At 69.5% G+C, this 14,776-nt stretch carries 12 protein-coding genes and 2 pseudogenes; 7 read left to right on the top strand and 7 right to left on the bottom strand.

Translation table 11 applies throughout. From position 1 onward, the window contains the following. Nucleotides 1-159: pseudogene (locus NBG84_RS41465) on the top strand (PAS domain-containing protein); the annotation flags it as partial. 372 nt (nucleotides 160-531) lie between these two features. On the opposite strand, the gene NBG84_RS04090 reads toward NBG84_RS41465, so the two are convergent. From NBG84_RS04090 to NBG84_RS04080, 3 genes are all read right to left on the bottom strand, one after another. Further along, nucleotides 532-2,139 (bottom strand): PLAT/LH2 domain-containing protein, encoded by a 1,608-nt coding sequence (locus NBG84_RS04090; protein WP_250917860.1) that lies wholly within the window; start codon nucleotides 2,137-2,139, stop codon nucleotides 532-534. A 190-nt stretch (nucleotides 2,140-2,329) separates the two neighbouring features. Continuing rightward, the gene (locus NBG84_RS04085) at nucleotides 2,330-2,467 is read right to left on the bottom strand and encodes a hypothetical protein (RefSeq protein WP_250917859.1); all 138 of its coding nucleotides are present in this window, start codon (nucleotides 2,465-2,467) and stop codon (nucleotides 2,330-2,332) included. 1,259 nt (nucleotides 2,468-3,726) lie between these two features. After that, nucleotides 3,727-5,133 carry an MFS transporter gene (locus tag NBG84_RS04080; protein ID WP_308312001.1) on the bottom strand — a complete coding sequence of 469 codons (1,407 nt, stop codon included), beginning with the start codon at nucleotides 5,131-5,133 and terminating at the stop codon, nucleotides 3,727-3,729. 87 nt (nucleotides 5,134-5,220) lie between these two features. Between NBG84_RS04080 and NBG84_RS04075 the strand changes: the two genes are divergently transcribed. Both NBG84_RS04075 and NBG84_RS04070 read left to right on the top strand, forming a co-directional pair. Then, on the top strand, nucleotides 5,221-5,802 hold the full coding sequence (locus tag NBG84_RS04075) for a TetR/AcrR family transcriptional regulator (RefSeq protein ID WP_250917858.1): 582 nt from the start codon (nucleotides 5,221-5,223) through the stop codon (nucleotides 5,800-5,802). A 613-nt stretch (nucleotides 5,803-6,415) separates the two neighbouring features. Then, a complete protein-coding gene (locus NBG84_RS04070; protein WP_250917857.1) occupies nucleotides 6,416-7,120 on the top strand; it encodes a DUF4328 domain-containing protein in 705 nt (234 codons plus the stop codon). Nucleotides 7,121-7,785: 665 nt separating this feature from the next. Here the strand turns inward: NBG84_RS04070 and NBG84_RS04065 are convergent. After that, entirely contained in the window at nucleotides 7,786-8,796 is a 1,011-nt protein-coding gene (locus NBG84_RS04065; RefSeq protein WP_250917856.1) for a TY-Chap domain-containing protein, read from the bottom strand. Nucleotides 8,797-8,923: 127 nt separating this feature from the next. On the opposite strand from NBG84_RS04065, the gene NBG84_RS04060 reads away from it, so the two are divergent. Continuing rightward, a complete protein-coding gene (locus tag NBG84_RS04060; RefSeq protein WP_250917855.1) occupies nucleotides 8,924-9,142 on the top strand; it encodes a hypothetical protein in 219 nt (72 codons plus the stop codon). Between the two features lie 164 nt (nucleotides 9,143-9,306). Here NBG84_RS04060 and NBG84_RS04055 read toward each other — a convergent pair whose 3' ends face one another. The 3 genes from NBG84_RS04055 to NBG84_RS04050 form a co-directional block, all read right to left on the bottom strand. Then, complete coding sequence (locus NBG84_RS04055) at nucleotides 9,307-9,558, bottom strand: hypothetical protein (protein WP_250917854.1); 252 nt, start codon at nucleotides 9,556-9,558, stop codon at nucleotides 9,307-9,309. 552 nt (nucleotides 9,559-10,110) lie between these two features. Continuing rightward, a complete protein-coding gene (locus tag NBG84_RS40475; protein WP_285366338.1) occupies nucleotides 10,111-10,236 on the bottom strand; it encodes a hypothetical protein in 126 nt (41 codons plus the stop codon). 274 nt (nucleotides 10,237-10,510) lie between these two features. After that, nucleotides 10,511-11,650: a PucR family transcriptional regulator gene (locus NBG84_RS04050; RefSeq protein ID WP_250917853.1), complete on the bottom strand. Its 1,140-nt coding sequence runs from the start codon at nucleotides 11,648-11,650 to the stop codon at nucleotides 10,511-10,513. A gap of 86 nt (nucleotides 11,651-11,736) precedes the next feature. On the opposite strand from NBG84_RS04050, the gene NBG84_RS04045 reads away from it, so the two are divergent. The 3 genes and pseudogenes from NBG84_RS04045 to NBG84_RS04035 form a co-directional block, all read left to right on the top strand. Beyond that, a complete protein-coding gene (locus NBG84_RS04045) occupies nucleotides 11,737-12,792 on the top strand; it encodes a ferredoxin reductase (protein ID WP_250917852.1) in 1,056 nt (351 codons plus the stop codon). Between the two features lie 7 nt (nucleotides 12,793-12,799). After that, nucleotides 12,800-13,918: a fatty acid desaturase family protein gene (locus NBG84_RS04040; RefSeq protein WP_250917851.1), complete on the top strand. Its 1,119-nt coding sequence runs from the start codon at nucleotides 12,800-12,802 to the stop codon at nucleotides 13,916-13,918. A gap of 483 nt (nucleotides 13,919-14,401) precedes the next feature. After that, a pseudogene (locus tag NBG84_RS04035) lies at nucleotides 14,402-14,657 on the top strand (IS630 family transposase); the annotation flags it as partial. Nucleotides 14,658-14,776 lie beyond the last annotated feature (119 nt).

Below are 14,776 nucleotides of genomic sequence, written 5' to 3'. Positions count from 1 at the left end.
ATGGACGAGGCGACATCGGTCCTGTTCGGAATCGAGCCCACGGACGGTGCGCTGCTGGTCGGGAACTGGCTACGGACCATCCATCCGGACGACCTGCCGTGCACCCTGGCAACGCTGGAGAAGGCGATCCGGAACCAGGGTGTCTATGAGGTCGGGTATCGGGCCCGACGGCTCCTACGGCTGGGCGCAGTCGCGAGCCAAATCCTGCTGGACGGCGGCGGCGAACCGCTACGGCTGGTCGGCACGGCAGGGGACAGCACCGAGTCACACTCCGCCCGCGACTCCCTCAGCCGCGCCCTTCGGCATACGAGCGACGGGTTCCTGGCGGTGGACGACGCGGGCGTTGAAGCGGGTGAGGCAGCGAGGGATGTCCTGCTTTGGGCATGCCCTTCGGCGGTGCGGCCGGTGCGGGGCTGTCGGGTGACGAGGGGCGGTTTCACTCCCGCGGGCCGGGGTGGTGAGGGGAACCGGTGGCCTTCCGGGGTGGCCGCGGGAGCGTGGTGGCCATTGCTGCCGGGACGGAGGTGGTGGTCAGTTTTCGCAGTTGTCGGGCGGGGTGCCGGAGCCCACGGAGCAGGTGTCGGTGCCGAGGCCGCCGTCCATCGCCCCGGCGTTTGTTCCGGTGAGCTTCAGGATGTCGTTGCCGGGTGCACCGCTGATGAGGGCTCTGCTGTAGACGGCGTTCACCGTGATGGTGTCGTTGCCCGCGCCGAGCGCGAGGAGGCTGTCGTCGTCGCCGGTGATGATTCCGTCGGTGATGCGGGGGTTCTGGGCGGCGAGGCCCGAGCCGATGGTGACGCTGTCGGCGCCCGCCCCGCCCTGGACCAACGATTGGACGCTGGTGGGTACTTGTTCGATGCCGTCGCTGCTGAGTCCGCCAAAGACCTCGATCGTGTCGCGGCCGGGACCGCCCTCGACGAACGGGCTGTCCTGTCCGTTCCGCGACAGGGCCTGGCCGCCGTTGGCTTCTCCCGGTTCGTTGATGTTTCCGCCCTGGACGCGGATCCGGTCGTCACCGGCATCGCCGTCCACGGTTGACCTGCCTCCCACGGCATAGGTGCGCGCGGTGTGGCTGTCGCTGGTGCCGCCGGTGAGGGTGATGATGTCGTCACCGTCGAGGAGCCCCCCGACCAGTAGTTCCCCACCGCTGACCGTGCCGTTGACGACGGCTGGTCCCGCGTGCTGTCCGGTGACGGTGATCCTGTCGGCGCCCAGCCCCCCGTACAAGCCGAGCCCGCTCACCACGGCGCCTCGGGTGACGGTGACGATGTCGTCGCCGGCCCCGGCCTCGACCCTCGACACGTCGGCGTCGGTGATGGTGATGGTGTCGTCGCCGGGACCGCCCCGGGCAAGGACCGCGGCCCGTTCCTCGTCGCCGGTGAAACTGATGGTGTCGTCGCCGGGACCGCCCCGGGCAAGGACCGCGGCCCGTTCCTCGTCGCCGGTGAAACTGATGGTGTCGTCGCCGCCGAGACCGTCGACCATGATGTTCCCCGTGCCGGGGACGCACTCGATGCTGTCGGCGCCGGGGGTGCCGGAGATGGTACCCAGGAGCGGGGCCTTGGCCGTGCCGTTGACGGTGCAGGAGGTCTGCGCGTCCGGGCCCGGACGGTGCCAGGGGGCCAGGGTGCGGATGGAGGAGACCTCATCGCGGTAGTAAGTGGGGCAGTCCCCTGAGATGCAGTCGCGTGTGGGGATGTTCCGCCCGATGGCCGACTCCACGGGGAGGGGGTAGTTGATGAAGCGTCCGTCCGGGGCCTCGATCCGCGGGACCTGGAAGATCCAGTAGTCGGTGGAGTCGAGATACAGTTCCAGCCGGTTCGGCCGCCCCACCCCCTGGGGGAAGGTCACCTCGTAGGTCGCGGTCTGCCCGCGTTCGAAGTCGTTGCCCGGCGAGTCCAACAGGACCCACTCGCCCTGCGTGCCGCCCTCGGTGAACAGACGGGCGTGGACATCGCCGTCGGTGGCGGCAAGGGCCTGACTGGTGGTGTAGAGGGTGAGCCGGTAGACGTCGGCCGCCGCCGACGCGGGCCGGGCGAGGACACCCGGCACGGCCAGCAGCGCGAGCAGCAGCACCACGGTCACAGCCCGGGCCCGGGACACAAAACCCGTACCCGGGCCCGGAAGACGTCGGATCATGCACGCGACCGTACGCACCCGCCCGCCCCCACCCCTCGGACACCGTCCCGCCGCGCCGTGCGGTTCCCCCGCACAGTCCCCGGAGGAGCGGTTTTACTTCCCGCGGGCCGGGGTGGTGACGGGAACCTGTGGCCTGTCGGGGCTGGCCGCCCGAGCGTGGTGTCGGCTGACGTCGGGGCGGAGGTGGTGGTCAGTTTTCGCAGTTGACGGGCAGGGTGCCGGAGCCTACCGAGCAGGTGCCGAGGCCGCCGTTGAGCGTGCTGGTGTTGTTCCCGGCGACGGTGAGGGTGTCGCCTTGGGCGTTTCCTTCGATGCCGGCCTGCGCCACCTCGCGGCGGGACTCTCGGGTGGCGGCAGTGGCGGCCCGGTCCAGATCACCCTGCCCGGCGGCCTCATCTTCCAGGTTCCCGACAACGTCCGGGGCGGCGGGGGCAGCGGCGGGAACGGAGGAACGGCCGGACGCGGCGGCGACGGCAGTACACCTACCGCGATGCCAACAACGACCGGCGCATCATGCGCGCCCAGGATGGGGGCAAAGGCGGCGGCAACAGCCGTGCCGGCGCCCCCGGCCTGGTCGTCATCGCCCTTGCTCTTGTCCCCGTTGTGGTTGCGTCACCCGGAACGGTCCCCGGGTCAGGCTCATACGGATGGGGGTGCGGCCGGGACTGTCCTACCGGTTTGGCCGTCGCCCTACGCGGACAACGGCCGGACCTGCCGGGACCGGAGGTAGAGCACGCCCCGTGGCCGCTTCGACGAACTGCGTGGCGACGGGGCAGCCATGGGGTGCTCATGTCAGCCGCCAGACGGCGGCGGGGTGGGTAAAGGCCGAGCCAGCTCGGCGTTGGAGAGCGCCGATCGCGCTAACCACTGACTCAGCAAGTTGTTCGGCGTCTTGTGCGTTCGGGGCATATGCCCTCCATGGCCGGCGGCGCTCCCAGCCTAGAGCTGTGGGTGGGGGCCGGACAGGGTCCGTGGGGGTTCAGCGGAATTCGGCGGAATTCGGCGGGGCGAGCGGCGGTGAAGCGGGTGCGAGCGGCGGTGTACGCCGCGTTGCGGGGACGACCGGTGGCAGCGCCTTCAACGGCCGGAGACCTTCCCGTTCGCCGCCGGACGCCAGGGCATTCGCGCAGCGACGTGCTCCGTCGTGAGACGCGAGAGCCCCCAGCACTGCTCCCGCCCCGCCGGCGACACCTCCCACCCAGGCACTGAACTCCTTCAGCCACACCGTCGACTCCCACAGCGACCACGACGAATTCGAGGGCTCCCGCGCCTACCCCCGATTCGAGGCCATGACTGCGGCAGAAGCCCGGACATGGATCACAACACGCACCGGGCCGAAAGGCGGCCTCAACGACAAACGCTGCCAGCGCTGCGCCCCCACTGTCTGAAGCCGTACCCGGCGCGCGTGTACGGGCAGCCGCGTGTGGGCGATACGTCGTGGTCGTACCGGAGCCTTTCTGACCTGGTAGCTGATCGTGGGCGGTTCTACCGGCCAGCCTCCGGCCATGAGCGGCCCGCGGCAGGCCGCTGCTTCAGAGCGGCAAGCCAGTGGGCCGCCCGACCGGGTTCATCGGTCACCGCACGGCCTCAGGATGTGGTCGCTGAGGCGGTCCGAGTCGGGGGGATAAGTATGGCGACCACGACAGCCGCGACGGCCGCGACGACGGCCGCGACGGTGAAGGCACGTTCGAACCCGGCGTCTGTGCCGCCCGCCAGGCTCACCGCGGCGAGGCTGGAGACGACGGCCGCCCCGATCGACGCGCCGAACTCGTGGAAGGTGCTGACGATCCCCGAGGCGAGCCCGGCCTGGTGCGGTTCGACCTGCCCGAGCGCCGTCGCCGACGCCACCACGAAGAGCGAACCGATCCCGGCCGCCGCCAGACTGACGCCGATGACGACGGATGGTGTTCCGGCCCAGAACACCGGGACGACGAGACCGGCGGCGGCGACCAGCATCCCGATCACCCCCACCCGGCGGGCACCGGCGACGCCGATGACACGGCCCGCGGTGTGGGCGCCGCCCATCGTGGCGAGGGCCACCGGCAGGAAGAGAAGCCCCGTCACCAGCGCGCCATGTCCGCTGTATTCCTGTAGGTAGAAGGAGCCGAGGAAGAAGACCGCCACCATGAGCGCCGTGCCGGTGAGGATCACGAACGTACCCGCTGTCACCGGGCGGCGGAACAGCAGGCCGAGGTCCATCAGCGGTGATTTCGCTACTCGTTGCCATGCCCCGAAGACCAGGTACAGCACCACGGCGGCCGCGGCGAGGACGAGCGTGCTGAGGGCGGCCCAGCCGTGGTCACCGGCGTTGATCAGCGCGTAGATGCCCACGCCGGTCGCGCCGGTCACCAGGAGCGCACCGGGCGCATCGAGTCGTGGGCGCACGCCCTCGGGCCGCGGTAGCGGCGGCAGCATCCGGGGCAGCAGCACCATGATGGCGAGGCCGACGGGCACGTTCACGAAGAACGCCCAGGGCCAGCCGGGCCCTGCGGTCAGCACGCCGCCGAGCAGGACACCGGCGGCGGCGCCGCTACCGCCGAGTGCGGACCAGATGCCCAGCGCCTTGTTCCGCTCCTCCCCCTCGAACAGCCGCACCACGACCGACAGCGCCGCCGGGGACAGCATGGCCGCGCCGACACCCTGCGCCACGCGCCCGGCGATCAGCACTTCGGCGCCGTCGGCCAGGCCGACGACCAGTGAGGCCGCCGTGAAGGTGGCCAGCCCTGCGAGGACGAGGCCCCGGGCTCCGAAGAGGTCGGCGCCGCGACCGCCGAGGAGCATCAGGCCGCCGAACGTCAGTGTGTACGCGCTGACCACCCAGGTCAGCGCGGAGCGGGAGAGGTCGAGGTCGGCGCCTATGTGCGGGAGCGCGATCGCCACCACGGTGACGTCGAGGATCAGCATGAACTGTGCGACACCGAGCAGTGCCAGCGCCTTCCACCGGCGTGCGTGAGGGGGCGTATCCGGCTCCGTCGTGATCCGTTGATCGGTCACAGCTTCTCCCAAGTCAGACAACAGTGTTCGAGTTAGCTTGGGTGGTAGCATAACTCAAACAATGGTGTTTGAGTTCAAGGAGGATGCATGGCCCCGCCGCCCCACGCGCCCGCCCGCCGGGCCGACGCGCAGCGCAACATCGACGCGATCCTGGACGCCGCGGTCGAGAGCTTCGCGCGTCGCCCCGACACGACGCTGGCGGAGATCGCGAAGGCGGCCGGTGTCGGGCGCGTGACGCTCTACGGGCATTTCGCCTCACGTGCCGATCTTGTGGACGCTGCGATGGCCCGGGTGCTCGAACAGGGTGACGCGGTACTCGGGTCGCTCGAACTCGACGGAGACCCCGCCGAGGTGCTGGAGCGGCTGATCACGGCCAGTTGGCGACTGATCCACCAGTCGCGCTCTCTCCTGGTCGCCGCACAGAAGGAGTTGTCGAGCGCCCGGATCCGGGATTTGCACGCCGGACCCGCCGCGCGCGCCGAACGGCTGCTGGCCCGCGGTCAATCCGAGGGGGTGTTCCGGTCGGACCTGCCGACCTCCTGGCTGGTGGCGACGCTCCACAGTGTGTTGCACGGCGCGGCAGACGAGATCAACGCCGGGCGGCTGAAGCCCGAAGACGCGGCACGCACGGTCTCACTGACAATCCTGGCGGCGTTCGCGGCCCGGTGACCGGCCGAGCCCCCTCCGTCGGGCGGTCGGAAGGCGACCCGCCCGAGATCCACCCGCATCCCGGAGAAGCTCGCGACCGGCCTATCGGCCCCACGGGCATGAGAGCCGCCCCCTTCCTGTGTCTGGACCCGCCAGAGGGACCGCCTCTCCGGCGATGCCGACGGGCCGCTGCGGGAAGATCGCGCGCCGCCGTCGATGCCCTGGCCCTGGGCGCTGTCCCCGAGACCGGCTGGCCGCGCGGCTCGGACCTGCGTATCGACGGCGGCCCGCACCCCTCACACCGGGCACTGCCTGTTCCCGCGGGTCAGCCGTAGCGGGCAAGCCCATCAGGGACGACGACAGCTCTTTCCCGCGCGACAGTCGGGCCGCACCATGTGGTCGAAGTCGGCATGGTGTGCCCGGGCCAGACCGTCTGGCCCGGACTCGCCGCCGTCATGAACCGGTGGGCGGGGGTGGTCAGGTGAGGAGCCAGTCGAGGAGGACGGTCCCGAGAGAAGGAATACTGCGAGCTGCGGTTTCACGATGGACGGGCCGTCGCCGCTGGCGTATGTTCCTGCGAACCCGCCGTTACGGCGGGTATATCCGATTCTGTACCCGTGGGGGGTCCATCGTCATGCCCGCGCCCGACAAGCTCCGTCCTCGTCCCCAGCTGCCAGCCCAGGTGGTGCGTCTGCCTCGCGGGTTGCTGATCGCTGTGACGGGGCTGCTGGCGGTCGCCGCTCTCGGCGGCGTCTTCGGCATCTACGCAGGCGTCCGAACGTACCTGCTGGCAGCGGGAGGCCCGGGCTTCAGTCTCCCGTCGGAGCAGGAATGGGACCGGGTGGACGCGCTGCATCTATGGGCAGAGCGGCTTCAATACGGCGCCTTCCCCTTCTGCGCGATCCTCTTCATCATGTGGTTCCATCGGATGCGCCGCAACGCCGGAGCGTTCGCGCCAGAGCAGTTTCGCAGGGGCCCGGGTTGGGCGATCGGGGCCTGGTTCATCCCGCTGGCGCAGGTATGGCTGCCGTTTCGCATAGCCATCGACATCTGGAGCGCCAGCGCACCGTCACAGGCCGACGGTAAACCCGTCAAAGCCACCTTCTGGCCGGTGTTCGCGTGGTGGGGTCTGTTCCTCCTGTCGAACCTCGTGAACACGTTCGCTCGACAGCGTTCTCTCGACGCCGAGACTCTGCAACAGCTCCAGGACGCCGCGCTTCAGATGATCGTGGCCGATGTCCTGGACATCGGCGCGGCGGCGGCAGCGGTGTACTTCGTGGTGCGGTTGACCTCTCGGCAGAGGTCGAAGATGGCTGAGGGATCGCACCGCGCTGCGTGAGCGGCGGGCGGCAGGACGGACAGGGCCGGGTAGGCGGGCGGAGGGGGTGCTGGTCGTGGACCAGCGGGGGACGCTGACGATGCGCAGGGCGGGCGGCTGCCGTTGGTAGGTGCGGGCGGTGTCCCGGGGTGGGCGCCGGAGGACGGACCGGTGCGACCAGGGCGCGGGCGCGGGTAGTGCGCGAGAGTTCGCCGGACCAGCGCAGTGCTGGTTCTGGGGCGACGAGGGCGCTCGCGGTGGCGGTGACGGTGACGAACGCGGTGGGGTGCGGGTGGAGAAGACCGCGAACCAGCCCACACGTGGCGGGCCTCCCCGCAGGTCCCATCGGGTGGCGTTGCTGGTCAGCTCGGAATCGGGGTCGAGGGCACCTCGCCGGTACCACGCTCCGGCGAGACCGTCGGGCGCGGTCGTCTCCCGTAGCCACCCGTCGTCACTCACCGCCCAGTCGGCGTCCGCCGGCGGTGCCGGCACCGGGTGCGGATCGCCGTAGTGGCCGAGTCCACCGCACAGAGATGAGTCGCCGTCAGCGCACCACGTGGAGTGCGTGGCGATTCTGGAGCCGGTGAAGCAGGGGGTTCCGGCCCGGGGTCTGTGGGTGCGCCCTAGGGGCGGTGTGGGCGTTCGTCTGACACACGCCGCAAGTCGAGTGCGGCCTGCGGTGTGTGTCAGGGCTGACCGCGCCGTACACCTGTCTCGGGCAGGTCCAGATGAAAGGCACGTCCGCGTCCGGTGACGGTTCCGCTGTGAACGAGGTCGGCCGGATCGGTGCCGAGGTTCTTCAATTCTTCGACGAGCATGCCGGCGGCCGTTCGGGAACTGCCCCAGTCCTTGGCGGCTTGGGGAAAACGGCGCTGCCAGAGCGGGTGGGTGAGGTTCCAACCGCTGTCGGTCAGGCGGGCGGCGGCGGCGAGTTCCGGGTGATGCAGGTAGCCGGTGGCCTCGATGACGAGCTCCGGGCCGTCGTTCCAGCACTGGACGAACCGGTGGGGGTCATGGGCGGATGCCAGGTGCAGGATGAACCGTGCGGGGAAGAAGGGAGTGTCATGGGTGAGAGCACGCAACGCCTGGAACAGGCGCTCCTGTATCCGGCCCCAGCCGGTGGTGGGCGTGTGCGGTCCGGCAGGGGCAGGGGGCAGGTGGGCCGGGCCAGCAGCGCGCCAGGAGCCGCGGGAGCCGCCTTGTGTGGCCGCGTCGGAGTCGGCGCCGGTGTGCACGAGTTCGAGGTTCACTCGGCCAGAGTGGTGCGAGTGCACGACGAGGCTGCCGCCGGGGCGCCGCCACAGCATCCACGGCCCAACGCGGCCTCCCCACAGTGCCGGTGGGCCGAGTTCCTCCTCCATGATCCACCAGGCAGCACGGACCAGGGCGCTGGCGGTCCACACGTTCTCGGGGGGCAGGTCGACGACGGGAACACGCAGCGTATGGATCCGCCCGGGTTCCGAAAGACCAGCGATCACCGTACCGTTACCACCCCAGGGCCCCCTGCGGGGAAGGAAGCGGCGCCAGACCTGGCCGGCGACCTCACGGGGTTCGCCCAGTTCCCACCCCAGCACTGCGCCGGCGCGCTCGAACTCCTGCAGGCTCCACCCGCCCGGCCGCAGCAGAATGATCTCCCGCACCAGCTCGCGGAACACATCGTCGTCGAGCCAGTCGCCTCGCGGAATCGTGTCCTTCATCCAGCAAACGGTAGCGATCTTCCCCGGCGAAGGCACACCACGAGAAGCACGTACCCCCAACCACTGGATGAGGCCGGAAGGGGAGCGGGCCCGAGGCCGCTCCCCCGCGACCACCGAGGAGGCAACCGTGCATCACAACCGCTTCACCGGCGCCGACAGAGTCCGAAGGAACTTCACCTGGGCAGCCATGGTCTCGGTACCGACGGTGATCTTTCTGCTCTTTCTCGTCTTCGTTCAGAACCTCACCGGCGCATGGATCGGACTGGTCATGGTGGCACTCCTGTGGCTGCTCGTCCTCTGGCGCTTCACCGGCGTGGGGACACGCGGGCTTCCTCCCCAGCGCTGAGGGCCCGAAAAGCACCCACGGGAAGTGCCGTATCGCGGAACCCGGCCCGCAAGGCGACGGCCGGGGCAGCCTCCCAGAACCGAGGGGTGGTCTGCCCGCGTCGCGAGGCCCGCCTCGCGACGCGGGCCAACAGCTGCGGCCCCACCGCTCACCCGCAGCCGACGTCAGCGTTCGAAGGCCGCGTCCTGTGGTGAGTCCAGCCGTCCCGCAAGCCGCGCGGACATCACCCACGCCCGCCAGCTGGGCTGGTCAAGCTCTTGGCCGACGGGCCCTCGGTGGAGATCCTGGGCGATGCCGGCTACCAGGGACTGGGCGCCCAGACCGGTGGCCGGGGGGTGACGCCACCGCATCGGAAGTCCAAGAAGGACGGTCCAGACGGGTACGAGGAATGGTTCGAGCGACAGCTCAAGGCCCATGCCTCACGTTCGCCACGCCGGCCTTGCGGGCGGCGACGTCCGGGACCTGGGCGTTGTCGCCCGCGGTCCAGGCGTAGTCAAGACGGGCGTATCCGGGTCGAGCACGGCATCGCCCACCTGAAGAACTGGCGGGCTCCGGCCCGCCACCTCGGCCGCCGCGAGCACATGGGCGACACTGTCCAGACCGTTGCCAGCTTGCTGTCCCAGCAACAGACCGCAGACCCGGCCTCGACGCGGCAGACGTGAACACGGAGCCACGTCAAACCCTTCGACGCCTCACCAGCAACCATGCACGAGCTCGTGGTACCACTTGGGCAACACACCCTGAACTCTCCTCGACGAACCAAACGGCCAGGCAATCGATTTCGCCGGTGATCTCGTGGAACCCAGTAGGGGACTGAACTCTCCGGCCGCGCCCGGAGTCGAACCCTCGACACCTTCCGCAGGACTCCCATAGATGGCCATGTACGAGGTTCGCCGTGCGTCTCGATTCTCAACCAGAGTCACACGCCACCTCGCCGCAGCCCTACGAGAGTCACTCCGCTGCTCTGTTCAGCCGTCAGGGCGCCCGGGGGTGCGGCGCTTGAGCGGTGACGTGCAGACGAGTTTCTCGTCTGGACCCAGCAGTTCGGGAGCGTGGACCAGCCGGATGAGGGCAGCGTCGATGTACCAACTCATCCCGGGCGTGGACCGGGCTATGCCCAGGAGTCGACGAGCGGGCCGGTGCGCATCGTCCACCGGATCCGGTCGAGCCGTATCCGCCACCCCGCTTCTCAGAGACGGCGCCCCCGACGGGCTTCCCGAGGCCTCGTCCGGTCTCCACATCAACCCCCGGTCTCAGCTGGCTCACAACGCTGTTCCCCGGGCCGCGTGAGCCAGCTGACGGCACCGAGAACGAGGCACGATTCCTGGACCGCTCACGGACGCGGTCGTGGACGGTCGAAGTACAACGTCAGCTGACCCGAAGACCGACCGCCAGCGTCAGTTCAAGGACCCGGTGTGGCGATGCGAGATCCGGAAACAGCTCCCGCAGCTGCGACATCCGGTACCGGACCGTCTGGGGATGGACGAACAGCGCCGCCGCCGCCTCGTCCCGTCTGCCCTGGTGCAGCAGCCACGCCCGCAACGTCTCCTCCAACCGCCGTGCCGTCGCGACAGGCAAGGTCCGCAACGGTGCGAGGGCTCGGGCACGCAGGTCTGCGAAAGCGTCCACGTCGGCGCTCAGCACCAGCTCGGGCAGGTGGTCCTCGGTGTCGCGAATATCAGAGGAGAGGGAGCGCGCGCGTACGGCTCGTGTGTACGAGGCGGACGCTCGAGTCCATGGCCGGGCCGGGCCGACCACGGCCGTGCGGTCGGTCAGCTGCCTCAGGAGATGTGATCGGTCGGCATCGGGGACGAGCAGCACACCGGTGGCGTCCGGCAGATCGTCGAGGACGAGGGTGCTCGGGTCGAGCGCGCGGTAGGCGGGCCGGGCCTGGGCGGCGGGCAGCAGGACCGCGGTCAGCGAATCCGGAGGCTGCCACCCTGCCCGTTGAGCAGAGGCCAGCAGCACGTCCGGGCTCGCACCGGCGAGGAGGTCGCGGGCCAGGTGTTCCAGATGGCGCTCGTGGGCCCGGCCCCGTGCGGCCAGTTCGTCGGCGTGGCCCGCGGCGCTCGCGGCTGAGAGCTCGTCGATGTAGGCGAAGGTCAGCTCGGCGAACTTGGCGACCTCGGCGGCGGGCAGACCTGCGGGTACGGCACCCGCTGCCAGGCATCGCCAGGCCACCCGGGCGCCGACACGGTAGGCGCTGAGCAGGGCGTCCATCGAACGCCCGGCGCGCACCTCGCCGCGGCCCAGCTCGTAGGCTGCGTCACCGGCGTCGCCGCTCGTGGCGTTCCCGCTCGCGAGGTCCAGGTAGTGCCCCAGGGCGGTGCGGACGGCTCGGCGGATGGTGGCGCCCATGCGGCCCGAAAGAGCGTTGGCGTAGGGAGGGACCGCGTCGATGATCGCTTGGACGACCTCGTCGGCGGTGCTCTTCAGCGCGGCCCGAAGTGCGGTGACCGTCGTCTCGTCCAGGGCCAGTTCGGTGGCCCTCTGGATTGCATGCCCCATTTTTTGTTCCCTGCGAACAATTCAGCCGATCAGATTCACGTCCTATGGGTAGGACCTTACGCCCTGAAGCGCATCAAGCTGGAGTCATGACGAGTGCAGCCCTCCGCAGTAGGGCGTGGAAACTGCTGGAGATGGTCACGACGCCGCTGCTGCCGTCGGACTACCTCGATCTGGTCAGTCCGCTGCGTGCGGGCGCTGACCTGCGTGGGCGCATCGAGGCCGTGCATCCCGAGACGGGTGACGCCGCGACCATCGTGATCAGGCCGGGACGGGGCTGGCGCGGCCACCTGGCCGGTCAGTATGTGCGGGTCGGGGTCGACGTCGACGGGGTGCGCCTGTGGCGTGCCTACTCCATCACCTCGCCGACAAACCGCCGGGACGGCCGCGTCACGATCACCGTGAAGGCGATCCCGGACGGCAAGGTCAGCAACCACCTGGTTCGCAGGGCAGAACCGGGCACACTGATCCGGCTCGACCAGGCGACCGGTGACTTCGTGCTGCCGGAGGCCAAGCCCGCCAAGGTGCTCTACCTGACAGCCGGCAGCGGCATCACGCCTGTGATGGGCATGCTGCGCGACATCGAGTTCGACGACGTCGTCATGGTCCACTGCGCGCCACAGCCGCAAGACGTGATCTTCCGCAACGATCTGCACGACCTGGTCGCGGAGAAGAAGCTGCGTCTCACCGAGGTGCACACCGACACGGACGGCATGCTCGACATCGCCCGTCTCGACGAACTCGTGCCCGACTGGGCCGAGCGCGAGACCTGGGCCTGCGGGCCCGCGGGCCTGCTCGACGCCGCGGAAGAGCACTGGACCGAGCACGGCGTACAAGAGCGCCTGCACACCGAACGCTTCCGCCCCAGCATCGTCGTCGCCGGCGACGGCGGCGAGGTCACGTTCAGCACCACCGGCAGGACCGTCGACGCGGACGGCGCCACGCCGTTGCTGAACGTCGGCGAGGAGGCTGGCGTACTCATGCCCTCCGGGTGCCGCATGGGCATCTGCTTCGGCTGCGTCACACCGCTCAAGGCAGGCGCCGTCCGCGACCTGCGCACCGGCGAGCTCACCGAGGCCGAGCCGGGCGTCCTCATCCAGACCTGTGTGTCCGCCGCGGCGGGCCCCTGCGACATCGAACGGTAGGAGCACCTTGACCGCCATCGACCCCACCGCCCACCTGACCGCGGAGCAGATCGAGGAGCTCGGCCGCGAGCTGGACGCGATCCGCGACGAGGTGATCGCCAGCCGCGGCGAGAAAGACGCCGCCTACATCCGCAAGGTCATCTCGGTGCAACGCAGGCTTGAGCTGGTCAGCCGGGGCGTGCTGCTGTTCTCGATCTTCCCGCCCGCGTGGCTGATCGGCACCGCCGGTCTGTCCGTGGCGAAGATCATGGACAACATGGAGATCGGCCACAACATCCTGCACGGCCAGTGGGACTGGATGCGGGACCCGAAGATCCACTCCACCACGTGGGAGTGGGATCACGTCTCGCCGGCCGAGCAGTGGAAGCACTCGCACAACGAGCTGCACCACACGTACACCAACGTGATCGGCAAGGACAACGACCTCGGCTACGGCATCATGCGCGTCGACGAGGACCAGAAGTGGCACCCGTTCCACCTCGGCCAGCCGCTGTGGAACTTCATCAACGCCTGCTTCTTCGAGTACGGCATCGCAGCGTACGACCTGGAGCTCGGCAAGAACCTGCACAAGCGCCGCCGCAAGAACCCGGAGTTCCGCGCGCGGGCCAAGGCCGTGGGCCGCAAGATCCGCAAGCAGGTGCTCAAGGACTACGTGATCCACCCGCTGCTGTCGGGCCCGTCGTTCCTCACCACGCTCGCCGCCACGTTCACCGCGAATCTGGTCCGCAACCTCTGGTCCCACTCGGTGATCATGTGCGGGCACTTCCCCGAGGGCGTGCAGGTCTTCGAGCGCCGGTCGATCAAGGGCGAGACGCGCGGCCAGTGGTACCTGCGCCAGATGATGGGCTCGGCGAACATCAGCGGCAGCAGGGCCATGCACTTCATGACCGGCAACCTGTCGCACCAGATCGAGCACCACCTGTTCCCGGACCTGCCGAGCAACCGGTACGCCGAGGTCGCGGTGAAGGTGCGCGCGCTGTTCGAAAAGTACGAGCTGGAGTACGTCACCGGGCCGCTGCCCAAGCAGGTGTTCTCCGCGTGGCACAAGGTCTTCCGGCTCTCGCTGCCGAACAAGAAGCCCAAAACCAAGACGCCGGACCGCGAGCAGGAGCTCGTCGCGGCCTGATCCCGGTACTGGTTCAGATCTTTCGGCCGTACCGGCACCACCGCCGGGTTCGGTGAGATCCGTTGCGGACGGTGGGCAGCCGCGACATCAGACCGTACGACACGGGATCCGGGCAGCCCGGTGTCCGGGTGCGCGCCTGGTCGACCGCCGTCTCTGACGTCTCAACGACGCCTTCAACACAGAGCTGGACGTTCACACCCAGCCGGCCCACTGCCCCGCGGGATCTCCTGTTCCGGCTCGCCGTACGGCCTGCGCAGCGCCCTGCCCATTACACCGGCCAGCTGGGAGTGCATCCACCAGATGTCCGCCGAGTCGTAGGTGTAGCCGGCAACTTGATGGGTGGACCGCGTGGATGTCCGCACGCGCTCCATCATCGCCTCAACTCGTCGGCGCACCTCGGGCACAGAGACCCCATCACGGTTCACGTTTCCCAGCGGGAGTCGCTGCGCAGGGTGCCACAGCCGCTCACGGGCCAATACGGCTGAACTGCGCTTCACCCCCACCTACGCGTCCTGGTCAACCCCATCGAGGCCACTTCGTGCCCCTGCGGCAGTTCACCCGGGCCAACTCGAACCATCCAAGGCACACCGTCCAGACCCGGGCCCTGCACACCTACCTGAACTGGCGCGACAACAACGCCCGCCACCCCGACATCCTGGCCGCCGAACAGAGCGAACGCGCCCGCATCCGCGTCGAGAAGGGCATCCGCTGGGGCGGCAGGCCAGCCCTCGCCACCTGATCAAGCAAGCCGGTCCGAACCCGGCTCCGCGGGGATGATTCCTGCCCGTCATCTCAGAGCGCGCCACCACTCCCGCGCCGGTTCTTCCGTGCCTGCGGTGCCTCGCGAAGACTGCCGGC

Source organism: Streptomyces albipurpureus (assembly GCF_023701525.1).
In the GTDB taxonomy this organism is placed as follows: Bacteria; Actinomycetota; Actinomycetes; order Streptomycetales; family Streptomycetaceae; genus Streptomyces; species Streptomyces albipurpureus.
This window is presented reverse-complemented; position numbering and strand designations above follow the sequence as displayed.

Coding starts and splice junctions, on each gene's coding strand:
- NBG84_RS04090 (WP_250917860.1), bottom strand. CDS start 2,139: ATGATCCGACGTCTTCCGGGCCCGGGTACGGGTTTTGTGTCCCGGGCC.
- NBG84_RS04075 (WP_250917858.1), top strand. CDS start 5,221: ATGGCCCCGCCGCCCCACGCGCCCGCCCGCCGGGCCGACGCGCAGCGC.
- NBG84_RS04070 (WP_250917857.1), top strand. CDS start 6,416: ATGCCCGCGCCCGACAAGCTCCGTCCTCGTCCCCAGCTGCCAGCCCAG.
- NBG84_RS04065 (WP_250917856.1), bottom strand. CDS start 8,796: ATGAAGGACACGATTCCGCGAGGCGACTGGCTCGACGACGATGTGTTC.
- NBG84_RS04055 (WP_250917854.1), bottom strand. CDS start 9,558: ATGGGCCTTGAGCTGTCGCTCGAACCATTCCTCGTACCCGTCTGGACC.
- NBG84_RS40475 (WP_285366338.1), bottom strand. CDS start 10,236: ATGAGTTGGTACATCGACGCTGCCCTCATCCGGCTGGTCCACGCTCCC.
- NBG84_RS04050 (WP_250917853.1), bottom strand. CDS start 11,650: ATGGGGCATGCAATCCAGAGGGCCACCGAACTGGCCCTGGACGAGACG.
- NBG84_RS04045 (WP_250917852.1), top strand. CDS start 11,737: ATGACGAGTGCAGCCCTCCGCAGTAGGGCGTGGAAACTGCTGGAGATG.